This is a genomic window from Actinoplanes rectilineatus, from assembly GCF_000962825.1.
Classification (GTDB): domain Bacteria; phylum Actinomycetota; class Actinomycetes; order Mycobacteriales; family Micromonosporaceae; genus Actinoplanes; species Actinoplanes rectilineatus.
The window spans coordinates 43,136-64,879 of the sequence record NZ_JZKF01000016.1 but is presented as its reverse complement, the minus strand read 5'-3'; the positions used below and the strand labels follow the sequence as shown (position 1 = coordinate 64,879).

Sequence of the window (21,744 nt, the reverse complement as noted above, 5' to 3'; positions counted from 1 at the left end):
GATCGGCGGTCGCCGTCACGGGAACCACCCGTTCCGCCTCGTCAGCCGCGGTGGACTCATCGGATATGTCGGGTTCGGCGACCGAGGCGGCGTCCGTAGTCGGGACAAAATCATCCACAGTCTGCGCCAGCTCATCCTCAGGCCGAGGCAACTCATCCGCGGGCCGGACCGGCTCATCCGCGGGCTCGGTCAACTCATCCTCGGGCTCAGCCGACTCATCCGCGGGCTGGGCCGACTCATTCGCGGGCTCAGCCGACTCATCCGCGGGCTCGGCGAGTTCATCCCCCGGCTGGGTGACCTGATCCACCGGCTCGGCGATCTCGTCGGCGGGTTCGACAGCGTCGGTCTCACCATCGAGGGACTCGCCGGTCGCCGCCCCACCCGCGAAGGACTCGGCAGCACCCTCAGCGGGATCCACGACGGCCGGTTCAGAGTCGGACGGCCCGGACTCATCCCCGTCCGACTGATCCGCCGACTGATCTATTTCAGCCACAAGATCTTGAGCGGACCCGTCCTCGCCGACCGGCTCCCCGTTCTCGACGACAGCCTCAGGCTCGGCGTCGACCTCAGAATCGGCGTCGACCTCAGGCTCAGCACGGGCCACAGGCTCAGCACGGGCCACAGGCTCGGCACCGGCCACAGGCTCAGCACCGGCCACAGGCTCGACGGCCACCTCGGGAGCCACGACAGCCACCGGGTCGGGAACGGCTTTGGGAACGACGTCCGCCTCGGGGATGACCACGGGTAACAGCGGCGTCGCCAGGTCCTCGCGGGCCGCCACCAGGTCCGGCCGGTCCGTCGCCCGCACCGCCGACAGTCCGCTCACCACCGCGGACGCGATCTCCGCCGCATAGCGGCCGTCCGGGTCGTAGTCCGGGTCGAAGACCGTGATCTCCACGCCCAGGCAGTGCGGGGACTCGACCAGGCCGCTGAGGAGCAGTTCCAGTTCGGGGAAGGCGATGCCGCCCGGGTCCGGCGCGTCCACCGCCGGCATCACCGCCGGGTCGAGGACGTCCACGTCCATGTGCACCCAGTACCCGGCGCAGTCGACCAGCTGGTCGCGGGCCCACTGGGCACTGCGGGCCGCGCCCTCGGCGCGCAGTGCGGGCACCGGCCGGGTCACTATCCCCGCGGCCTGCAGGTCGAGGCGGTACTCGTCCTGGGCACGGATGCCGAGGACGACCACGTCGATGTCCCGGAAGTAGGGCCGGCGGCTCTCGATCGCGGCCAGGTTCGCCTGGCCGCGGCCGGTCACCAGGGCCAGGTCCTCGCCCGCGGCGGCGCCCACGTAGGAGGCGTTGCCCGGGTGCCGGAAGTCGGAGTGGCCGTCGACGAAGACCAGGCCGACCCGCCCGCCGACCGCCTCACCGAGGCGGTGCATGGCGAGGCCGGCGCCGATCAGGATGGAGCAGTCCCCGCCCAGTATCACCGGGAACTCGCCGCCGTCGATGATCGCGCCGATCCGGTCGGCGAGGGCCCTCGAGTAGGCGGCGATCTCCGGGGCGTGTGCGACGCCGTCGCCGGGTCGCCAGTCGCCGGGGTCGTAGCGGGGTGGGGTGAGGCAGCCCGCGTCCCGGGCGGCGAGCCGGGTCAGCAGGCCCTGATCGCGGAGGGCGCCGGGCGCTTTGCCGCAGCCTGGCACCGACGTCGCGGTCGGCGGGCGCAGGCCGAGATTGGACGGTGCGTCCAGAACGGCGATGCGGCGCACGACGCCCTCCCCTTCTCCGATTGTCGAGGGCTCAGAAGAGGGCGCTGGCGAGCGCGCGACGCGCGCCTGCCACCGCCGGGTCGTCCGGGCCGGCCATGCTGAAGAGCGACAACAGATGCTTGCGTACGGCGTCGCGTTCGTCGCCTGCCGACCGGCGGACCGCGGCGACCAGCCGTGCGTAGGCCTTGTCGGCCTGCCCGTTGAGCACCTCGACGTCGGCGGCGAGACGCTGCGCCTCGATGTCGTCCGGGTCGGCCTCGGCCTTGGCGAGCGCGGCGGACGGGTCGGCGTCGCCGATCCGGCGGTAGAGCTCGACCTGGGCGAGTCCCGCTTCGGCGGCGGTGTCGGCCGGCGATTCGGCGAGGATCTTCCGGTAGGCCGCTTCGGCCGCGTCCAGGTCGCCGGTCATCAGCGCGTCGTCGGCGGCGTCCAGGCGCGGGTCCTCCGGAGCGGCCACGCTGACACCGGCGGCGTTGAGGACCGCGTCGATGTACTGGCGGATCTGTGCCTCGGGGAGGACGCCGGTGAAGCCCTCGACCGGCTGGCCGCCGATGACGGCCAGCACCATCGGGATGCCCTGCACCCGGAAGACCTGGGCGAGACGCGGGTTGGCGTCCACATCGACCTTGCCGAGGATCCAGGAGCCGCCGCCCTCGGCCGCGAGTCGTTCCAGGACCGGGGAGAGTTGCTTGCACGGCCCGCACCACTCGGCCCAGAAGTCCAGCAGGACCGGGATGGTCAGCGACTGTTCCAGCACGACGGTCTGGAAGTTGTCCTCGGTGACCTCGATGATGGTCGCCGGGGCGAGGCCCGGGACCGTGCCCGGGAGGCCGGGGCCGCCGCCGCCGGGGAGACCCTCGGCCGGGGCGTCGCCATTCGTGGCGGGACGGCTCGGCTCGGCCGGCTTGGCCGGGGCCGAGGGGCGCAGCGCGCTGAGATCGACCGCGCCGCGGGTGAAGATCGACGGAGTGGTCCGTGGGTCGCTCATGGTTACCTAGTCTCGCACGCAGTCATGGCTGTTCGCGCCGCCACCAGGCGGCCGATATCGGACGTCACAACCGTCAGAACCGGGCCGGCTCGCGGTAGATTCCCCATTCACCTTTCAGTGCCCCGCAGATCTCTCCCAGGGTGGCCTCGGCCCGGGCCGCGTCGAGCATCGCGGGGATCATGTTCTCGGTGGTACGCGACACCGCCAGCAGCCGGTCCAGCGCGGCTCCGACGCGTACCCCATCGCGGTCGATCTTGCGAGCGCCCAGCTCGCGCCGCTGCACCACCTCGACCTCGTGGGAGACACGAAGGATCTCCAGGTCTTTGGCGACGGTGCCGGTGTGGGCGTTGACGCCGACCACCCGTTTCGCGTTCTTCTCCAGCGACTGCTGGTACGTGAAGGCGGCCTCGGCGATGTGCGCGGTGAACCAGCCGTCCTCGATGCCCCGCAGGATGCCCTGGGTGATGCTGCCGTCGTGGCCGAGGTCACGGATCCGGGTGAAGATCTCTTCCGCCTCGGCCTCGATCCGGTCGGTGAGGGCTTCGACATACCAGGAGCCGCCGAGCGGGTCGGCCACGTTGACCACCCCGGTCTCCTCCATCAGCACCTGCTGGGTCCGCAGGGCGATCTCGGCGGATTCGTCGGTGGGCAGGGCGAGGGTCTCGTCGAGGGCGTTGGTGTGCAGCGAGTTGGTGCCGCCGAGCACCGCCGCCAGTGCCTCGACCGCGGTGCGGACCACGTTGTTGACCGGCTGCTGGGCGGTGAGCGAGACGCCCGCGGTCTGGGTGTGGAACTTGAGCCAGAGCGCTTTCTCGCTGGTGGCACCGTAGTCGTCACGCAGGTGCCGGGCCCAGATCCGGCGGGCGGCGCGGAACTTGGCGATCTCCTCGAAGAAGTCGACGTGCGCGTCGAAGAAGAAGCTCAGGCCCGGGGCGAAGGTGTTCACGTCGAGGCCCCGGGAGAGGCCCAGCTCGACGTATCCGAAACCGTCGGCGAGCGTGTAGGCCAGCTCCTGCGCGGCGGTCGACCCGGCCTCCCGGATGTGGTAGCCGCTGACCGAGAGCGGCTTGTAGCGGGGGATCTCGGCGGCGCAGTACTCCATCAGGTCGCCGATCAGGCGCAGGTGCGGCTCCGGTTCGAACAGCCACTCCTTCTGTGCGATGTACTCCTTGAAGATGTCGGTCTGCAGGGTGCCGTCGAGCTTGCCGATCTGGGCGCCCTGACGTTCGGCGGCCACCAGGTACATGCAGAAGACCGGCACCGCCGGACCGGAGATGGTCATGCTGGTGGTGACGTCCTGCAGCGGGATGCCGTCGAACAGGACGTCCATGTCGGCGGCCGAGTCGATCGCGACACCACAGTGGCCGACCTCGCCGAGTGACTGCGGCTCGTCCGAGTCGCGTCCCATCAGGGTGGGCATGTCGAAGGCGACGCTGAGGCCGCCGCCCCCGGCCGCCAGGATCATCTTGTAGCGCTCGTTGGTCTGCCGGGCGTTGCCGAACCCCGCGAACTGGCGGATGGTCCAGGTCCGTCCGCGATATCCGGTCGGATGAAGACCTCGGGTGTACGGGAATTCGCCCGGCCAGCCGATGCGTTCGAAGCCGGGCAGTGCGGTGCCGTCCGGTGGCCCGTAGACCGGGTCGACGGGGCTGCCGGAGAGCGTGGTGAAGTCGGCGTCCCGTTTGCGGGCGGCGTCGTAGCGGCGTTGCCAGCGTTCCCGGCCGGCGGCTATCTCGGCGGCGTCCATGCCGTCATCGTAGAACAGAACTGAACGATCGCTAAGGCTATGACCCACTTGTGATGGTCGATATGAGTGGCATCTGCAGAATGTCTATCCGACCAGGGGTTTCCCTGTTGTCCGGGGGCCACCCGGACGCCACAGTGGGACGCGGACATCCCTTCCCCGGCCCCGGTAGCGTCCGCCACGCTGCCGGGGCTCCCCGTCTCTCAGACGCGGTGCTCGAGGATCCAGGCCTGCGGGTCACCCTTGCGGGACAGCATCCGCATCACCACCGGGAACATCGCGTCCCGGATCGCCGACCCGACCGGCCCGGTGGTCTTGCCGCTGCCGTTGCGCCGGCCCTGCCGGACCACCCGCTCCACTCGCGTACGCCGCAGACCCTCGTAGGCGGCGAGAGCCTCCGGGACGACGGCCGACCGGTCCAGGCAGCGGCCCAGCGTCACCGCGTCCTCGATCGCCATCGACACGCCCTGCCCGGCCGACGGCGAGACGGCGTGTGCCGCGTCGCCGAGCAGGACCGCCCGGCCGGACCGCCAGACCGGCACCCGGCGCAGGTCCTCGGTGTTCCACGGGCCGAGGATCTCGTCGGTGGCCCGGATGATCTCGGTGGCCGGGAAGGCGTCATCGGCGAAGAGGCCGAGCAGGTACGCCCGCCAGGACTCCGGCGTGAAGTCGCCGGGCCGCACCGGCCGCCTGCTCGGCGGGTTGGCGAACCACCAGGTCTCGCCACCGGGCGCGGTCACCCAGCCGAAGAACGACCGGCGCCCGAAGGCCATCCGGACGAGCCGGTCCGGAGCCGTCTCGACCGGCCGGGAGGTGAAACCGCCCGCGTTGAGCAGGCCCACGTACGCCGGCTCCGGACCGCCCGGGTTGAGCACCGCCCGGGTCCGGGAGCGCAGACCGTCGGCACCGATCAGCAGGCCGCCCTCGGCGGTCGTGCCGTCGGCGAAGACGGCCGTCACCCGGTCCGGCGTCTCGGTGAACCCGGTCAGCCGCCGCCCGTGCTCGATCGGGATGCCCCGAGCGGCCACCTCGGCGCGCAGGGCGGCGTAGAGGTCACCACGGCGGATGGTGGTGCTGGTGATCCCGTCCGGGGTCGGACCGCCCAGCGGCAGCACCGCGAGGCGGCGGCCCCGGCCGTTGCTCATCTCCACGGTGGGGGTGGCGAACCCGGCGGCGAGCACATGTGCCGGGTCGAGGTCGAGTGCGGAGAGGGCCGCCAGCCCGTTGACCGCGACGGTCAGGAAGGCGCCTCGCTCGTCACTGTCGGCCGGGCGGGCCTCGTAGACGCGCGGCTGCCAGCCGATCCGGTGCAGGGCGAGGGCGGCGACCGGACCCGCGATGCCGCCCCCGATGACGATCGCTTCTTTAGTCATAAGATGACTATTGATGAGATGACTAAAAATCGTCAAGGCCTAAGCTGCACGGGTGAAGCGGTCTCCCCTGGCGATGGTTCTGCTGGCGCTGCTGGTGGAGGCGCCGATGCACCCCTACCGGATGCAGCAGATGATCAAGGAGCGCGGTCAGGACCAGTTGGTCAACGTCGCGCAGCGCAACAGCGTCTACCAGATGCTGGAGCGCCTGGTCCGGGAGCGGCTGGTCCGGGCCGGCGGCACCAGCCGGGAGCCGGGACGGCCGGAACGCACCGTCTACGAGGTGACCGACGAGGGCACCGCGACACTGCACCGCTGGCTGGCCGAGATGCTTCCGGAACCGGCCCGCGAGTTCCCGGAGTTCCCGGTGGCGCTCGCCTTCCTCCCCACGCTGACCCCGGTGGAGACCCGTGAACTGCTGGAACGCCGCCTCGCCGCGCTGACCGGCCGCCTCGCCGAGATCGAGGGTCAGGCGCCACCCGGCCTGCCGCGGCTCTTCCTGATCGAGGACGAATACCGCGCGACCGTGTTGCGGGCCGAGATCCAGTGGCTGCGGACGGTCGTCGCGGACCTCGCCGACGGGACGCTGACCTGGGACCGGGCCTTCATCGAGGAGACGGCCTCCCGGTTCACCTGAGACTCGCCAGCAACTCCCCCGCCGCCGTGTGGGGATCGGAGCGCCCCTCGGCGACCCGGGCGGCCAGGTCGTCCAGCAGGGTGCCGTCGTCCAGGTCGCCGATCCGGGCCCGCAACCGGCCCAGCGCCAGCGCCGAGATCTCCGCCGCGGCCCGCCGGCAGCGCCGGGCCCGCAACGCGCCGCTGTCCGCCAGCCATTCCTCGTGCCGGCCGAGCGCGGCCAGCACGTCCTCCACGCCCTCGCCCTTGACCGCCGCCGCTCGGACCACCGGGGGACGCCAGTCGCCGGGGGCGCGTTCGCCGAGCGCCAGCATGCCCTGGATGTCGCGGTAGGTGGCGTCGGCGCCGGGCCGGTCCGCCTTGTTGATCACGAAGACGTCGGCGATCTCCAGGACCCCGGCCTTGACCGCCTGGATCGCGTCGCCCATCCCGGGCGCGAGCAGCACCAGCGTGGTGTCGGCCAGCGAGGCGATCTCCACCTCGGCCTGGCCCACCCCGACCGTCTCGACCAGGATCACGTCGCAGCCCGCGCCCTCCAGGACGCGGACGGCCTGCGGGGTCGCGGCGGACAACCCGCCCAACTGCCCGCGGCTGGACATCGACCGGATGTAGACGCCCCGGTCGGCACTGTGCTCCTGCATCCGGACCCGGTCGCCGAGGATCGCACCGCCGGTGAACGGGCTGGACGGGTCGACGGCGAGCACGCCGACCCGGTCGCCACGGTCCCGCAGCGCGCGGACCAGCTCGTTCGTGGTGGTGGACTTGCCGACACCGGGGGCGCCGGTCAGGCCGACCACCCGGGCGTGTCCCGCGTACGGCGCCATCGCGGCGGCCACCTCGGGCAGCGCCGGGTCGTCGTCCTCCACCAGGCTGATCAGCCGGGCCACCGACCGCGCGTCACCCTCCCGTGCCCTGGTGACCAGGGTGGTGACGTCGCGGGCCCGGGTCACGCGCCGGGCACCTTGATGATCAACGCGTCGCCCTGGCCGCCGCCGCCGCAGAGTCCGGCCGCGCCGAGACCGCCACCGCGACGGCGCAGTTCGAGGGCCAGGGTGAGCACCAGGCGGGCGCCGGACATCCCGATCGGGTGCCCCAGCGCGATGGCGCCACCGTTCACGTTGACGATCTCCTCGTCCACCTTCAGCTCACGGGACGACTGGATGACCACCTGGGCGAACGCCTCGTTGATCTCGATCAGGGCGAGATCGTCCACCGTGTGGCCGGCCTTGTTCAGGGCGTGCTTGATGGCGTTGGCCGGCTGGGACTGCAGCGAACTGTCCGGTCCGGCCACGTTGCCGTGCGCGACGATCTCGGCGAGCCAGGTGATCCCCAGCTCCTCGGCCTTGGCCCGGCTCATCACCACGACCGCGGCGGCACCGTCGGAGATCGGCGAGGAGGTGGCCGCGGTGATCGTGCCGTCCGGGGTGAACGCCGGGCGCAGGCCGGCCAGCGAGCCGGCGGTGGCCTCCGGCCGGACCCCCTCGTCGGTCTCCACCGTCTCGCCGGCGCCCGCCGGGACCGGGGTGATCTCCTCGGCGAACCGGCCGTCCCGCTGAGCGGCGGCGGCCCGCTGGTGACTGAGCGCGGCGAAGGCGTCCTGCTCGGCGCGGGTGATCCCGAGCCGGACGCCGGTCGCCTCGGTCGACTCGCCCATCGAGATGCCCGCCCAGGGATCCATCAGGCCGTCGACCGCGGCGTGGTCGCGGACCAGCACGTCACCGAACTTGCGGCCGGCCCGCTGGTCGGCGAGCAGGTGCGGTGCGTTGGTCATCGACTCCATGCCGCCGGCCACCACGACGTCGAACTCACCGGCCCGGATCAGCTGGTCGGCCAGGGCGATCGCGTCCAGCCCGGACAGGCACACCTTGTTGACGGTCAGGGCCGGGGTGCTCATCGGGATGCCGGCCGCGACGGCCGCCTGCCGGGCCGGGATCTGGCCGCAGCCGGCCTGCAGGACCTGCCCCATGATCACGTATTCCACCCGGGCGGGGTCGATCCCTCCGCGCCGCAACGCGGCGGCGATGGCGTGCCCACCGAGGACGGTGGCGGGCAGGTGCCGGAGATTGCCGAGCAGGCGCCCCATCGGGGTCCGGGCGCCACTGACGATGACGGAGCTGGTCATTGTCTCGATCCGATCTGCGACGTCCGGGCGTTCAGGGGTACACCCGGGGTGGCCTTAACGATGGGTCAGGTTCGAGACTAACGGCATGACAGACACCCCATCAGCCAGCAACGGGTCCGACAATGTCACATTGCCGGACATCGAATTGCTGCGGATCGACCACGTCGGCATCGCCGTACCCGATCTGGACGAGGCCATCACGTTCTATGAGAAAAGTTTCGGTTTGCGCTGCGTGCATCAAGAGACGAACGACGAGCAGGGCGTCCGGGAGGCCATGCTCGCCGTCGGCGACGGCGACGGACCCCGTCTCCAGTTGCTCGCACCACTGCGGCCGGACTCGGCGATCGCGAAGTTCATCGGGCGCTCCGGGCCGGGGCTGCAGCAGCTGGCGTACACAGTGGCCGACGTCGAGGCCGCCACGGACGCGTTGCGGGCCCGCGGACTCCGAGTGCTCTACGACACGCCACGCCGGGGAACGGCCGGGTCACGCATCAACTTCGTGCACCCCAAGGACGCCGGCGGGGTCCTGGTCGAGCTCGTCGAACCCGCCACCGGGGGTACCCCGAACGAGTGATTCACCCTGACGCCGGCCCCGGCGCCTGGCAGGATCGGGGCCATTGAGCAGCGCCGACGACGCCGGTCGTGCGCCGTGGATCGCCGGGAGCGCCGAGTGGGCAGGTGGCGGCGGGACGACACCGTGCCGACCGGTCCAGCCGATCTTCTCCGCCGAACGGCCCGGACCCCGGTTACGGTCCAGGTCAAAGCTGATCTACGATCCGGTTCGGATGCCCTACGGCTCTTGCATGTCCGTCCCCTTCTCGCCAGGATGGCGCAATGCCCCAGCAGCAGGATCAGAACCTGGCCTTCTTCGAGACCGCGAATTCGCAGCACGATTTCACCGTCGTTCTGCGTGGCTACGACCGTCATCAGGTCGACGGACACATCGGGCGGCTGCTCGCCGCGCTGAACCAGTCCGAGCAGGCCCGCGGTGAGGCCGAACAGCGGATGAACGACGCGCAACGCCGTCTCCGCCAGGCTGAGCAGCGCCTCACCGCGCTGGAGCAGAAGCTCGCCGACAGCAACAAGCTGCTGGAGGAGAACAACAGACCGACGCTCTCCGGGCTGGGCACCCGGGTCGAGCAGATTCTGCGGCTCGCCGAGGAACAGGCCAACGACCACCGCAGCGAGGCCAAGCGAGAGTCCGAGGGCATCCTCTCCGCGGCGCGCCTCGAAGCCCGCGAGATCACCGACAAGGCCCGTGCCGAGGCCGCCGCGATGAAGGCCACCGCCGAGCGCGAGGCCGGCCAGGTCCGCACGCACGCCGAGCGCGAGGCCGCCGAGACCCGGGTGCAGGCCCGGCGCGAGGCCGACACGCTGCGCTCGGACGCCGACCGCGAGACCAAGCAGCTGCGCGCGGTCACCGCGCACGAGGTCGCCGAGCTCAAGTCGACCGTCGAGCGCGAGGTCGCGTCGCTGCGCGCCACCGCCGAGCGGGAGATCACCCAGGCCCGGGCCAAGACCGCCCGTGAGTCGGAGGAGAAGCGCGCCGAGGCGACCAAGCTCCTCACCGACGCGCGGGACAAGCGCGACAAGGACCTGCAGGCGCTGGCCCTGGAGATCGCCGAGCGTCGCGAGAAGGCCGAAGGCGAGGAGTCCCAGCGGCACGCCGCCCAGGTCGCCGCCACGCAGAAGATGGTGGCCGAGGCCGACCAGCGCGCCCGCGCCGCCGAGGAACGGGCCCGCGAGATCGAGCAGCGCGCCGAGCAGCGCCGCGTCGAGTCCGAGCGTCACTCGATCGAGACCGTCGAGAAGGCGCGGGCCCTCGCCGAGAAGACCGTGTCCGAGGCTCGGGCCGAGGCCAACCGCCAGCTCGGCGACGCCCGCACCGAGGCGGAGCTGACCACCCAGGCCGCACGCCGCGAGGTCGAGGACCTCACCCGGCAGAAGGACGCGGTCACCAGCCAGCTCGGCCAGATGCTCTCCGGCCTCTCCGGTCTGGTCCCGGGTGTCAACCCGGTCGCCAAGCTCGCCGAGGTGGCGAAGGCCGCCGAGGCCCCGGCGCAGCGCGCCCCGGAGCAGCCGGCCGCCCCGCAGCAGGCCGCCCAGCCGGTCACGCAGCAGGAGGCTCCCGCCGCGCAGCAGCAGCAGCAGGAGGCCGCCCCGGCCGAGACCGACGCCGAAGCGGTGGCCGCCAAGACCAACTCTTGAGTGATCTGACTGGCCTCTCCGGTTGCGAGACCGTCGCTTATAAGCGACGGTGAAGCCTCCGGGATGGTCGCGACGAATCGGGCCGTATCGGAGTTTCTCCGGTACGGCCTCGTTCGTTGTCGCCGCGTAGCCTGGGTGGTTCGTGGCAAGCCGAGGTCAGACAAATCGCAACTACCCGCAGAGTCCCCGCCTGCTCGGTGTGTACCGGTATGCCACGGGACGATGCGTATGTGAGGATGGACAGCATGTCGCACGGCGGTGAAATCTTCGGTCTCGGCGGGGACGCGGCCTCCGAACCCAGCTTCGAGACCGCGCTGCGCGGATATGAGAAGAAGCAGGTCGAGCGCTATGTCGCCCGCGCCGAGAACGAGATCGCCGCGCTGGCCGCCGAGCGGGAGCAGGCCTACTCGCAGATCCAGGCGATGGCCGCCCAGATCGAGCGCCTCCAGCAGGAGATCACCCAGGCCCGACGGGAGTCCGGGATCACCGGCGAGGTCTCCTTCCGGCACCTCGGCCCGCGGGTGGAGCAGATCCTCGCCCTCGCCGAGGAGCAGGGCGAGGCGATCAAGGCGTCGGCCACCGACGACATCGCCGGCCGGCTCGCCGAGGCGGAGCGGATCCGGGCCGAGGCCGAGGCGCACGCCCACAACGCCGTCCGCGACTTCGAGATCGCCCTCGCCGCCCGCCGCGCCGAGGAGGAGAAGGCCGACGCCGCCAAACGGTCCGCCACCGACAAGGCCGTCGCCGCCGCCCGGCAGAGCGCCGAGCAGATGCGCTCCGAGGCCGAGGCGGTGCTCAACCGGGCCCGCAGCGAGGGGCAGCACCTGGCCGAGAAGGCCGCCCAGGACGCCGCCCGGTCCCGGGCCGAAGTGGACGGATACGTGCAGTCCACTCGCGTCCAGACCGAGCAGGAGATCAAGGCCCTGCGGGAGAAGGCGCAGCAGGAGATCGCCGCCAAACTGTCCGAGACGGAACGCCAGCAGAGCGATCTCAAGGCGGCCGCCGAGCAGGAGGTGGCCCAGCGCCGGCACTCCGTCGTGGAGGAGCTCAACCAGATGCGCACCGGCGTCGAGAAGCAGTGCGCCGACCTGCGCAACGAAGCCGACAAGTACGCCGAGGACGTGTTGCGCCGCTCCGACGAGCAGGCCACCGCGGTCCGCAAGGAGATGGCCGCCCAGCAGGAGAAGATCAGTCAGGCCGGCCGTGAGCTGGAGGCCGCGCAGGCCAAGGTCGCCGAGGCCGAGCAGCGCCGGGCCACCGCCCAGGAGCGCGCGGCCGCGGCGGAGCGCGAGACCGAGCTGGTCGCCGAGCGCCTGACCGAGGCGAAGCAGCAGCTGGAAGCCGAGCAGAAGCGGGTCAGCGAGGCCAAGCGGGCCGGCGAGGCAGCCGAGCGGCACGCGGCCGAGGTCCGCCGCCAGGTGCAGAAGGAAGCGAAGCGGGTGGCCGAGCTGGCCGCCGCGGCGGTGCTCGCGGCGGCGGCGTCGCCGGCCGACGAGGACGACGCCGACGCGGAGAAGGACCGGACCACGTCGCTGGTGTCCGCCGGCACGACGGCGTCGGGCACCGCCTCGGTGCCGGGATCGTCGTCGGCGCCGGGCACGGCGACCGGGTCCGTCTCGGGAACGGCCTCGGTGCCGGGTTCGGTGCCGGCCGCGGCGGTCGCTCCGGCCGCACCCGCGGAGCCGGGCGGACAGCCGGGCAAGGTGAGCGCTTCGGCGAAGGTGACGGTGCCGCAGGCGAGCCGGGTGCCCGCCGACGCGGAATAGACACGCCCCGGCTGCGGCGATAGCGTTCCTTCGATGTAATTCGTGGAGGATCCGATGTCAGCCGAGCCGCCTGCACCTCCCGAGGAGACCACTCCGGACGAGCCGAACGGGGACGACAACCGTTTCGGTTCGCCCGGGGAGCCGATCAACCGGCGCAGCCCGTTCGTCTTCGGTTTCCTGTTCGGGCTGGGCGTCATCCTCGCGTACGCGCTGTTCCTCGGGGTCCGCAACGCCGCCTCGATCCTGATCCTGATCTTCATCGCGCTGTTCCTGGCGATCGGTCTGCACCCGGCGGTGGCCCGGCTGCACGGCTGGGGCGTGCCACGCGGGATCGCCGTCGCGGTGGTCGCGCTGGCCGTGGTGCTGCTGCTCATCGGCGGCGTGGTGGCGCTGATCCCGCCCCTGGTCACGCAGACCACCGAGATGATCAACAACGCGCCGGACATGGTGGAGAGCCTGCGGCACAACCCCACGATCAACGACCTGATCCAGCGGTACGACATCGCCGGCAAGGTGCAGAGCGCGGTGAACGCCGGCACGATCGGCAACGCGCTCGGTGGCGTCGTCGGCGGCGCGCGGCTGATCTTCGGGACGCTCTTCAACATCCTCACCGTGCTGGTGCTGACGATCTACTTCCTGGCCGCCTTCGAACGGATCGCCGCCACCGGATACCTGCTCGTCCCGGCATCACGGCGGGAACGGGTCCGCCTGCTCACCGACGAGATCCTCACCAAGGTCGGCGCGTACATGGTCGGTGCGCTGGCCATCGCGGTGCTGGCCGGGGCGAGCACCTTCGCGCTGGGGCTGGTGCTCGGGTTGGCGTACCCCTTCGCCCTCGCCGTGGTGGTCGCGGTCTGCGACCTGATCCCGCAGATCGGCGCCACCCTCGGCGCCGTGATCGTCAGCCTGGTCGGCCTGGCCTCGTCGGTGCCCGACGGCATCGTCTGCATCGTGTTCTTCATCGTGTACCAGCAGGTGGAGAACTACCTGATCTACCCGCGGGTGATGCGCCGCTCGGTGCAGGTCAGCGACGTCGCGGCGCTGGTGGCGGCCCTGCTCGGGGTCGGACTGTTCGGCGTGGTGGGCGCCCTGGTCGCCATCCCGATGGTGGCCGCCATCCAACTGATCATGCGCGAGGTGCTGGTGCCGAGCATGGCCCGGCGCTAGACCCGTTTCGTGGCCAGCGTCCGAAGCCCATCCGCGTGGTGATTTCGGGCGTCCTGGACGCCCCAATTCAACACACCCCTGACGGTGTGGTGAATACGGGCGCACTGGACACCCCAAATCAACACACCCCTCACGGTGTGATGAATACGGGCGCACTGGACACCCCAAATCACCACACCCCTCACGGTGTGATGAATACGGGCGCCCTGGACGCCCGAAGTCACCACGCGGACCCTGATGACGAAACATGTCCAGCCCTCACCAGAGCCTGGCCACGAAACGTGTCTAGTCCCGGGGTACGTCGGCGAACGCGGCGACGGTCCGGTCCGAGTACGCCGACGCGTCCCCGGTCTCCATCGGCCCGTCCCAGGTCCGCGGCAGCGGCAACGCCGTCTCCGGGGCGACCCGGCGGACGATCTCGTCGAGGACCTTCTCCGCGTCGCCGACCCACAGGTGCTTGCCGCCGGCCATCGGCACGACCTCGCACTGCGGGATCGCGGCGAACCGTTCGGCGGCCTCGTCCGGGCGCAGGTAGTCGTCGAACTCCGGGATCAGTGCGGTGACCGGCTTGCCTTCGGCGGCCCACGCGGCCAGGTGCTCCGGCTTCGAGAACCGCAGCGGCGGGGAGAGCAGGATCGCGCCGGTGACCGACGGGTCCAGCCCGTACATCAGGGTCAGGTCGGTACCGAACGACCAGCCCACCAGCCAGATGTTCGGCAGGTCGGCGAACTCCGCGTACTCGATGGCGGCGGCCACGTCGAACCTCTCGTCGACCGCGCCGGAGAAGCTGCCGCCGCTGGTGCCGCGGATGCTGCTGGTGCCCCGGGTGTTGAACCGCAGCACCGCGACGCCGGCCAGGGCGGGCAGCCGCCAGGCGGCCTTGCGGTAGACGTGGCTGTCCATCATCCCGCCGTGGGTGGGCAGCGGGTGCAGGCAGACGAGGGTGGCGACCGGTTCGCGGTCCAGTGGCCGGGCCAGTTCGCCGACCAGGGTCACGCCGTCGGCGGTGTGCAGCTCGATGTCCTCGCGGTGGGCGGGCAGGATCGAGTTGGCACGGATCTGGTTGCTAGTCATAACGCCTTCAGTCGATTTCAAGGGCGGTCGGTTGGTCACCCGTAGCGGGGGGCGTTGCGCGAGCGCTCCACGCCGGGAGCACGGCGGTCACGGGCCCGCCAGCAGCCCGTGTGCCAGTGCCGCCGGTCCGCGGCGTCCCCGAAGTCGTCGGCCGGCCAGGCCACCACGTGTGCCACGCCCGGCCGGATCTCCTGCACGCAGCCCGGGCAACGATACGTCTTGGCCGCCGCCCCACCGAAGATGTTGCGCACCATCCACTCACCGTCCCGCCACTGCTGAACACGATCCTCGGTCAGGCCGGGACGGTGGACGGGGTTGTCGTCGGGATCCGGGCGACGCGGACGGTTTCGGCGGGGGCTCACTACTCAAGAGTACGTAGACTGCCGTTCATGACGGCGACTCACGTTCCCGGGCTGCCCCGTGTCGAAGACGGGCAGTTGATCTCGACGAATCCGGCCACCGGCGAGGAGGCCGGCCGGGTGCCGGTCGCCGACGAGACGGCGGTCACCGACGCCGTCACCCGGGCCCGCGCGGCCGGCCTGTGGTGGCAGGGCCTGGGCTGGGAGGGCCGCAAGACGCGGCTGCTGCGCTGGCGTTCCCTGATCGTGCACCGCATCGACGAGCTGGCCGCTCTGACCCACAGCGAGTCCGGCAAGCCCGTCACCGACGGGCTGATGGAGGCCGCCGCCGCGATCGAGCACCTGGACTGGGCGGCCCGCAACGCCAAGCGGGTGCTCGGCCCCCGGCGGGTCCGCACCCGGCTGCTCGTCGCCGAGCACACCGGCCATCTGGAGTACCAGCCGTACGGCGTGGTCGGCGTGATCGGCCCGTGGAACTATCCGATCCTCACCCCGGTCGGCCCGATCAGTGGCGCGCTCGCCGCCGGCAACGCCGTCGTCCTCAAGCCCAGCGAGTACACCCCGATGGTCGGCCAGTGGCTCGCCGACACCTTCGCCGAGGTGGTCCCGGAGCACCCGGTGCTGCAGGTGGTGCACGGTCTCGGCGACGTCGGCGGTGCGCTCTGCCGGGCCGGCGTCCACAAGATCGCGTTCACCGGGTCGACCGCCACCGCCAAACGGGTGATGGCCGCCTGCGCGGAGAACCTGGTGCCGGTGGTGCTCGAGGCGGGCGGCAAGGACGCGCTGATCGTCGACGCGGACGCCGACGTGGCGGCGGCGGCCGACGCCGCGGTCTGGGGTGCGATGACCAACGCCGGGCAGACCTGTGTCGGCATCGAGCGGGTCTACGCGGTCGCCCCGGTCTACGACCGGTTCGTCGAGGCCGTGGTGGCGAAGGCCGCCACGCTGCGCACCGGCGAGGAGATCGGCCCGATCACCATGCCGAAGCAGCTCGGCATCATCCGCGAGCACATCGAGGACGCACTGGCCAAGGGTGGCCGGGCGGTGCTCGGCGGTGCGGACGCCGTGCAGGCGCCGTACGTCTCGCCGACCGTCTTCGTGGACGTGCCGGCCGACGCGGCGGCGCAGCGCGAGGAGACCTTCGGGCCGACCCTGACGATCACCAAGGTGGCCGACGCCGACGAGGCGGTGACCAGGGCCAACGATTCGCCGTACGGCCTGGGCGGCGCGGTCTTCGGCAAGAGGGACGCGATCCGCATCGCCCGCCGGCTGCGTTCCGGGATGGTCGCCGTCAACGGCACGCTCACCTTCGTCGGCATGGGCAATCTGCCGTTCGGCGGTGTCGGCGAGTCCGGTTTCGGCCGCATCCACGGCGAGGACGGCCTGCGCGAGTTCGCCCGCGCCAAGTCGATCACGGTACGCCGGGGACCGTCCCTGCTCCCCGCGATGACCTTCGAGCGCACCCCGGCCCAGGTCCGGCAGATCGTCAAGGCGCTGCGCCTGCTCTACGGCCGTAAGCCGTAGAGCAGGTCCCGGGTTGCGGATCGCACGACCCGCGACCCAGGACCTAGGCTGACCGGGTGGTCGATCATCCGGCAGTCGAGGTCAGCGGTCTGCACGTGAACTACGGCTCGACGCCGGTGCTCGTCGACGTGGGACTCACCGTCCCGGCCGGCACCGGTGTCTGCGTGACCGGTGAGAACGGCATCGGCAAGTCGACCCTGCTGCGCTGTGTCAGCGGCCTGCAGCGGCCGGATGCGGGCACGATCCGCGTCTTCGGCGGCGACGCCACCGACACCCCGGACTTCTGGCGTGCCGTGGTCACCACGGTCGAGCCGCCGACCTGGTATCCCGGTCTCACCACCCGGGAGCACGCCGAGCTGGTCTGCATCGCGCACGGGGTCGACCCGGACGCTTCCGGTGTCGACGAGGCCCTGGACCGGTTCGGGTTGTCCGCGCAGGCCGACGCGATCCCGCCGTCGCTCTCCTCCGGACAGAAGCAGCGTCTCACTCTGGCGATGGCCCTGCTGCGCCCCAGTTCGCTGCTGATCCTCGACGAGCCGGAGCAGCGTCTCGACCCGGACGGCCGGGCCGCCGTGGCCGCGATGCTCGCCGATTACCTGGCCGACGGCGGTTCGCTGCTGCTGGCCAGCCACGACGACAGGTTCGCTGTGGCGTCCGGCGCCGCACTGGTCACCATGGACACGTTGAGCGGGCCGAGCACGCCGGAGTCGCCGAACGTGTCGGGAACGCCGGTCACGCCGTGACCACCGTCGTGCCGTTGCGCGAGGTCCGCTCCTGGATCCGCCGTACCCAGTCCGCCCATCGTGATCGCGGCGAGACGCTGTCCACGATCTACGTGATCGTGCTGAGCCTGGCTGTCGCCGCGGCCATGTTCCACGAGCGGCTGTCCGCGCTCTTCAGCCCGGTGGCCGCCGGCATGAGTGAGTACGGCGCCGTCGCCGGGGCCGTCCTGAGTTTCGCCCTGCTCTTTCTGGGGATGCGCCGCGCCGGACCGGTCACCCTCTCCCGCCCCGCTGCGTACTTCCTGCTCACCGCCCCGATCAGCCGCCGTTCCCTGCTGCTCCCGTCGCTGTCGACGGGCACGATCGGCGCGGGCCTGGTCGGTGCCGCGATAGCCGCGGCTCTGCTCGGCAACGCCGCACCCGATTCCCTGGACCGATCAGTCTCGGTCACGCTGACGGTCGCCGGCCTGCTTGCGGGTGCCGCGCTCTCCCTGGTCGCCGCGATCGTCCAGGCCTCTTCCGGCAACGGTCGCGCCGCCGATCGTGTGGTCACCGTCGCCGCGGCCGGTGGCTTGGCCGCGCTGGTCGCCGAGGCCGCCGGGTGGACGCCGCCCACTCCGGCCGGGTGGCCCCGGACCTCCGTCGTGGTCCCTGCGGCGGGTGCCCTCGCCGTCGCCGTCGTGGTGCTCCTCCTTCTGGGGGTACGCCGCGCGGCGCAGACTCCGAACGACCGTCTCCTGGAGGCCGCCGCGACCACCGGCACCCTGTTCGACACGGCGTACGCCATGGAACCCAGCTTCCTGTCCGACATGCTGACCCGCCGCTACTGGTCCACCCGGCGCCTACGCTCCGCCCACCTGTCCCGCTGGGTATCGCCCAGCGGGGGTTCCCCGGTCACCGGCCGGCGGTCCTTCTCCCGGCTCGTTCCGCGGCTTCCGGTCCTGGCCGCGCAGGATCTCCTGCTGGCGCGCCGCCGGGTCCCCCACCTGCTCCGCCTGGCCGCCGCCACCACCGTCCCGCTGCTGGTCGCCCGCGGTCCGCACTGGTCCCTGGCCGCGGCCCTGCTGATCGGCACCCTGATCGCCGCCCGCACCACCTCGGCCACCGTCCGCACCGACGCCGCCAACCCGGTCCTGCTCCGCATGCTGAGCCTGACCTCCCGTCAGGCCGTCACCCAGCGGCTACTGGTCCCGGCCGCCCTGGGCACTCTCTGGGCCACCACGGCACTGATCTGGCTGTCACTGGCCGGCACCCTGCCGCCGGGACCGTGGCCCCTGCTCGGTCCCGCTCTGGGCGCGGCCGCCGCCGTCGCCGCCATGCGTCACGGCCGGGCCGGCTTCGTCCGCAACGACATGCTCTCCCTGGACACCCCGATGGGCGCCCTCTCCCCCGGCCCGATCCTGAACGCCGTGGCCGGGCCGGACCTCATGCTCCTGCTGGCCCTGCCCGCCCTCATCCTGATCGGTTCCGGTCTGCCGCCCACTCCCGCAGCGGCTCTCCTGCACACCACCGCAGCCATCGCCGGCGCCTTCGTCTACCTCTCCCTGACCACAGCTCCCACCCGAACGGAACTCTCCCGCCGCTGAACCGTCCAGCGGACACGTCTTCTGAGCCGCCGTGAGCGGCTCAGGTGGACTCGGCCCGGAACCGTCCCGGCCGGCGCGCAGCCGGCCGGCCCACTCAGAACAGGGTCAGAGCGTCGCTCTCCATGCCCCGAAGCTTGTCGTAATCCACGACCACACAGCGGATCCCGCGATCAGTGGCGAGAACCCGAGCCTGCGGCTTGATCTCCTGAGCCGCGAACACCCCCTTGACCGGGGACAACAGCGGATCACGGTTCATCAGTTCGAGGTACCGGGTCAGCTGCTCGACCCCGTCGATCTCCCCGCGGCGTTTCACCTCGACCGCCACCGAACCGCCCGATGCGTCCTTGCAGAGCAGGTCCACCGGCCCGATGGCCGTCATGAACTCCCGCCGGACCAGGGTGAACCCGTCCCCCAGCGCATCCGGGTGCTCGGCGAGCAGCTCCTGCAGGTGCGCCTCCACCCCGTCCTTGACGAGTCCCGGGTCGACGCCCAGGTCGTACCGGATGTCCTGGAAGATCTCCTCAAGGGTGATCCGCAGCTCTTCGCCGGCCTTGTTGCGCACCTTCCAGACGCCCGGCGCCTCCTGCAGTTTGCAGGGCGGGCTCATCCAGTTCAGTGGCTTGTAGGCACGGTCGTCGGCGTGGATGGACACCGACCCGTCGGCTTTCACCATGAGGAGCCGCACGGCGGGCGGGAGATGGGCGGACAGCCGCCCCACATAATCCACGGAACACTTCGCGATGACCAGGCGCACCGGCCGACACTATCCGACCGCCGTTCGGCGGCGTTCGCATGGCGGTGCCATGCTGGCATCGTGTTCGAAGTATTGACCGGCACCGGTCTGGCCGCCTCCGCCGGACTGAATGCCTACATCCCCCTGCTGACGATGGGCCTGCTGGCCCGTTACACCGATGCCATCGAGCTTCCGGCCGCCTCCGCGTGGCTCGCCAACGGCTGGACCCTCACGATTCTGGCGATTCTGCTGGCCATCGAGGTGGTCGCGGACAAGGTCCCGGTGGTGGACCACTTCAACGACATGGTCCAGACGTTCGTCCGGCCGACCGCGGGCGGTCTGGCGTTCGGTGCCGGTTCCGCGTCGGAGACGGTGACCGTCGCCGATCCGGGCGCGTTCTTCACCTCGCACCAGTGGGTGCCGATCGTCGCCGGCATGGTGATCGCGCTGGGCGTGCACGGCGTGAAGGCCGCGGCCCGGCCGGTCGTCAACGCGTCGACCGCCGGGTTCGGCGCTCCGGTCGCCAGCACCGCCGAGGACTTCGGCAGTGTGGTGCTGTCGCTGCTGGCCATCGTGCTGCCGGTGCTGGTCCTGATCGGTCTGGGTGTGATGGTGTGGTTCGCCGTCTGGGTGGTGCGGCGCCGCAGCCGCCGCAAACGGGAGCGGCTCGAGGCTGTCGACACCCGTCAGTTGTTTGGTTGACTTCTCCGGTGGCCGCCCTCGCCGTACCGCTGTTCGTCCTGACCTGGTGGCTCGGCTGCTACCTGATCGGACGGGATCCCCGGCGGTGGGTGCTGCGATGGGCGGCGGCCATGCTCTGGGCGTACGCGACAGGGTTGCTGATCTGGGTCCTCGCACCCGGCGGCGCGCTCGCCCGGATCTCCCTCTGCCTGCCGGCGCTCGCCTGGGCCGGTGCCGTGGTGGCGATGCTGCCGTTGACGCCGGCCGAGCGGCGGCAGATCGACCGGGGCGCGCTGGCGCTCGGCGTGTGTTTCCTGGCCGTGGTGATCGCGTTGCCGGGGGCGGGCCGGCTGCTCGCCCTGACCCCGCTGGCCGGCGGCTTGGTCCTGCTGTGGAAGCAGCATGATCAGATTCGGCCGGCGCGGTTGCCGCTCGCGCTGACGGCGACGGCCGGGCTGTACGCCGTCGCCCTCGCCCTGCTGCTCCTCGACGGCGAGGGTGTCGCGCTCGCCGCGATCGGCGTGGATCTGCTGGTCGTCGGTTACCTGGTCGCGGTCGCCCACGCCGTGGAGAACGGCGAGCGCCTGCGTCCGGATCTGCGCCGCTCGCTGGCTGCCGCCGTGGTCGTCGCGGCGTTGATCGGCGGGCCGGCCGCGGTGGTCCTGGCGCGTTCCGGCGACGGCCCGGTCGTGGTGGCGCAGTTCGTGGTGCTGGCCGTGGCCGCGTCGGTCGCCGGGCTCGCCGGCCGGGTCCGCCGTCTGCTGGATCGTCTGGCGCTCGGTGAGGACGGCTCGTTGCGCACCGAGCGGGCGGCCCTGTTCCTGAACGCGGATGTGCTGTTGCGTCACCGGGAGCGCCGGCGTCTGGGGGCGTTGGGCGAGCCGGAGTTCCTGCGGCTGACCCGGCGGGCGCTCGCCGACTTCGGTGATCTGGACCGGTTGGCCCGCAGCCCGTTGACGGATCTGCCGCGGGTGGAGCGCCGGCTGGCGGGCCGGGAGCATCAGCCGCGGGCCCGGGCGAAGGAGTTGCGGGCGGTGTTGCGGGAGTCGGTGTCGGTGTTGCGCCCGCCGGGCCCGTTCGGCACCGGTGAGGACTGGCGGTTCTACAACGTGCTGCAGTTCTGTTGTGTGCTCGGCCTCGATCCCTATGCGCGGCGGCTACGGACGGACGGTCTGAGCCGTGAGGCGCGGCTGGCGGTGGACTGGTTCCGCCGGTTCGTGCCGCGGGACGTCACCCGCCAGTGGCAGCGTGAGGCCTCGATGGTGGTGGCCGGACGGCTGTGGGCCGAGGTGCGTGATCACGACACGCCACCACTGAACCTGATAAAACGGCCATAGTGTCTAAAATCCCCCAATA

18 protein-coding genes and 1 pseudogene are annotated in these 21,744 nt (G+C 71.5%); 10 read left to right on the top strand and 9 right to left on the bottom strand.

The features are described 5' to 3' along the window. Positions 1-831: 831 nt before the first annotated feature. The 4 genes and pseudogenes from WH85_RS53995 to WH85_RS14875 form a co-directional block, all read right to left on the bottom strand. Positions 832-1,729, bottom strand: a pseudogene (locus WH85_RS53995) (arginase family protein); the annotation flags it as partial. 10 nt (positions 1,730-1,739) lie between these two features. Beyond that, positions 1,740-2,696, bottom strand: coding sequence for a tetratricopeptide repeat protein (locus WH85_RS14885; RefSeq protein WP_045742446.1), 957 nt, complete (start codon positions 2,694-2,696; stop codon positions 1,740-1,742). Between the two features lie 73 nt (positions 2,697-2,769). Continuing rightward, complete coding sequence (gene icmA / locus WH85_RS14880; protein ID WP_045742445.1) at positions 2,770-4,443, bottom strand: coenzyme B12-dependent isobutyryl-CoA mutase large subunit; 1,674 nt, start codon at positions 4,441-4,443, stop codon at positions 2,770-2,772. A gap of 200 nt (positions 4,444-4,643) precedes the next feature. Beyond that, positions 4,644-5,813, bottom strand: coding sequence for an FAD-dependent oxidoreductase (locus tag WH85_RS14875; RefSeq protein WP_045742444.1), 1,170 nt, complete (start codon positions 5,811-5,813; stop codon positions 4,644-4,646). Positions 5,814-5,865: 52 nt separating this feature from the next. Between WH85_RS14875 and WH85_RS14870 the strand changes: the two genes are divergently transcribed. Further along, positions 5,866-6,447 carry a PadR family transcriptional regulator gene (locus tag WH85_RS14870; protein WP_083449010.1) on the top strand — a complete coding sequence of 194 codons (582 nt, stop codon included), beginning with the start codon at positions 5,866-5,868 and terminating at the stop codon, positions 6,445-6,447. Here the strand turns inward: WH85_RS14870 and meaB are convergent. Both meaB and WH85_RS14860 read right to left on the bottom strand, forming a co-directional pair. Next, a complete protein-coding gene (gene meaB, locus WH85_RS14865; protein WP_045742442.1) occupies positions 6,440-7,396 on the bottom strand; it encodes a methylmalonyl Co-A mutase-associated GTPase MeaB in 957 nt (318 codons plus the stop codon). The two genes, WH85_RS14870 and meaB, sit on opposite strands and share 8 nt — an antisense overlap. Beyond that, positions 7,393-8,568, bottom strand: a complete 1,176-nt coding sequence (locus WH85_RS14860) for an acetyl-CoA C-acetyltransferase (RefSeq protein ID WP_045742441.1) — start codon at positions 8,566-8,568, stop codon at positions 7,393-7,395. Before WH85_RS14860 ends, meaB begins: the two co-directional genes overlap by 4 nt. Before the next feature lie 85 nt (positions 8,569-8,653). Here WH85_RS14860 and mce point away from each other — a divergent pair, with 85 nt between their 5' ends. The 4 genes from mce to WH85_RS14840 all read left to right on the top strand — a co-directional run bounded on the left by mce (position 8,654) and on the right by WH85_RS14840 (position 13,709). Beyond that, positions 8,654-9,142: a methylmalonyl-CoA epimerase gene (gene mce / locus WH85_RS14855; protein WP_045742440.1), complete on the top strand. Its 489-nt coding sequence runs from the start codon at positions 8,654-8,656 to the stop codon at positions 9,140-9,142. A gap of 260 nt (positions 9,143-9,402) precedes the next feature. Next, positions 9,403-10,776: a coiled-coil domain-containing protein gene (locus tag WH85_RS14850; protein WP_045742439.1), complete on the top strand. Its 1,374-nt coding sequence runs from the start codon at positions 9,403-9,405 to the stop codon at positions 10,774-10,776. A gap of 236 nt (positions 10,777-11,012) precedes the next feature. After that, positions 11,013-12,542, top strand: a complete 1,530-nt coding sequence (locus WH85_RS14845; RefSeq protein WP_245673944.1) for a coiled-coil domain-containing protein — start codon at positions 11,013-11,015, stop codon at positions 12,540-12,542. A 54-nt stretch (positions 12,543-12,596) separates the two neighbouring features. Beyond that, positions 12,597-13,709 (top strand): AI-2E family transporter, encoded by a 1,113-nt coding sequence (locus WH85_RS14840; protein WP_045742438.1) that lies wholly within the window; start codon positions 12,597-12,599, stop codon positions 13,707-13,709. A 285-nt stretch (positions 13,710-13,994) separates the two neighbouring features. On the opposite strand, the gene WH85_RS14835 is transcribed toward WH85_RS14840, so the two are convergent. Together WH85_RS14835 and WH85_RS14830 are read right to left on the bottom strand one after the other, a co-directional pair. After that, on the bottom strand, positions 13,995-14,783 hold the full coding sequence (locus tag WH85_RS14835; RefSeq protein ID WP_045742437.1) for an alpha/beta hydrolase: 789 nt from the start codon (positions 14,781-14,783) through the stop codon (positions 13,995-13,997). Between the two features lie 35 nt (positions 14,784-14,818). After that, on the bottom strand, positions 14,819-15,145 hold the full coding sequence (locus tag WH85_RS14830) for a hypothetical protein (protein WP_045742436.1): 327 nt from the start codon (positions 15,143-15,145) through the stop codon (positions 14,819-14,821). A 27-nt stretch (positions 15,146-15,172) separates the two neighbouring features. Between WH85_RS14830 and WH85_RS14825 the strand changes: the two genes are divergently transcribed. Genes WH85_RS14825 through WH85_RS14815 form a run of 3 tightly spaced genes read left to right on the top strand, consistent with a single transcriptional unit; the run spans position 15,173 to position 18,974 of the window. After that, entirely contained in the window at positions 15,173-16,666 is a 1,494-nt protein-coding gene (locus tag WH85_RS14825) for an aldehyde dehydrogenase family protein (RefSeq protein ID WP_045742435.1), read from the top strand. A 56-nt stretch (positions 16,667-16,722) separates the two neighbouring features. Next, a complete protein-coding gene (locus WH85_RS14820; protein ID WP_045742434.1) occupies positions 16,723-17,409 on the top strand; it encodes an ABC transporter ATP-binding protein in 687 nt (228 codons plus the stop codon). Beyond that, positions 17,406-18,974 carry a DUF6297 family protein gene (locus WH85_RS14815; protein ID WP_045742433.1) on the top strand — a complete coding sequence of 523 codons (1,569 nt, stop codon included), beginning with the start codon at positions 17,406-17,408 and terminating at the stop codon, positions 18,972-18,974. Before WH85_RS14820 ends, WH85_RS14815 begins: the two co-directional genes overlap by 4 nt. A 94-nt stretch (positions 18,975-19,068) precedes the next feature. Here the strand turns inward: WH85_RS14815 and nucS are convergent, their stop codons facing one another. After that, positions 19,069-19,728, bottom strand: coding sequence for an endonuclease NucS (nucS, locus tag WH85_RS14810; RefSeq protein ID WP_045742432.1), 660 nt, complete (start codon positions 19,726-19,728; stop codon positions 19,069-19,071). 60 nt (positions 19,729-19,788) lie between these two features. Between nucS and WH85_RS14805 the strand changes: the two genes are divergently transcribed. Together WH85_RS14805 and WH85_RS14800 are read left to right on the top strand one after the other, a co-directional pair. Continuing rightward, on the top strand, positions 19,789-20,409 hold the full coding sequence (locus WH85_RS14805; protein ID WP_045742431.1) for a DUF4126 domain-containing protein: 621 nt from the start codon (positions 19,789-19,791) through the stop codon (positions 20,407-20,409). Continuing rightward, positions 20,406-21,725, top strand: coding sequence for a hypothetical protein (locus WH85_RS14800; protein WP_245673939.1), 1,320 nt, complete (start codon positions 20,406-20,408; stop codon positions 21,723-21,725). The genes WH85_RS14805 and WH85_RS14800 overlap by 4 nt, the downstream gene beginning before the upstream one ends. Positions 21,726-21,744 lie beyond the last annotated feature (19 nt).

What these genes read in the sequence shown, in the direction of transcription:
- mce (WP_045742440.1), top strand. Translation starts at nt 8,654, where the DNA reads ATGACAGACACCCCATCAGCCAGCAACGGGTCCGACAATGTCACATTG.
- WH85_RS14835 (WP_045742437.1), bottom strand. Translation starts at nt 14,783, where the DNA reads ATGACTAGCAACCAGATCCGTGCCAACTCGATCCTGCCCGCCCACCGC.
- WH85_RS14860 (WP_045742441.1), bottom strand. Translation starts at nt 8,568, where the DNA reads ATGACCAGCTCCGTCATCGTCAGTGGCGCCCGGACCCCGATGGGGCGC.
- WH85_RS14885 (WP_045742446.1), bottom strand. Translation starts at nt 2,696, where the DNA reads ATGAGCGACCCACGGACCACTCCGTCGATCTTCACCCGCGGCGCGGTC.
- WH85_RS14875 (WP_045742444.1), bottom strand. Translation starts at nt 5,813, where the DNA reads ATGACTAAAGAAGCGATCGTCATCGGGGGCGGCATCGCGGGTCCGGTC.
- WH85_RS14845 (WP_245673944.1), top strand. Translation starts at nt 11,013, where the DNA reads ATGGACAGCATGTCGCACGGCGGTGAAATCTTCGGTCTCGGCGGGGAC.
- WH85_RS14850 (WP_045742439.1), top strand. Translation starts at nt 9,403, where the DNA reads ATGCCCCAGCAGCAGGATCAGAACCTGGCCTTCTTCGAGACCGCGAAT.
- icmA (WP_045742445.1), bottom strand. Translation starts at nt 4,443, where the DNA reads ATGGACGCCGCCGAGATAGCCGCCGGCCGGGAACGCTGGCAACGCCGC.
- WH85_RS14825 (WP_045742435.1), top strand. Translation starts at nt 15,173, where the DNA reads ATGACGGCGACTCACGTTCCCGGGCTGCCCCGTGTCGAAGACGGGCAG.
- WH85_RS14840 (WP_045742438.1), top strand. Translation starts at nt 12,597, where the DNA reads ATGTCAGCCGAGCCGCCTGCACCTCCCGAGGAGACCACTCCGGACGAG.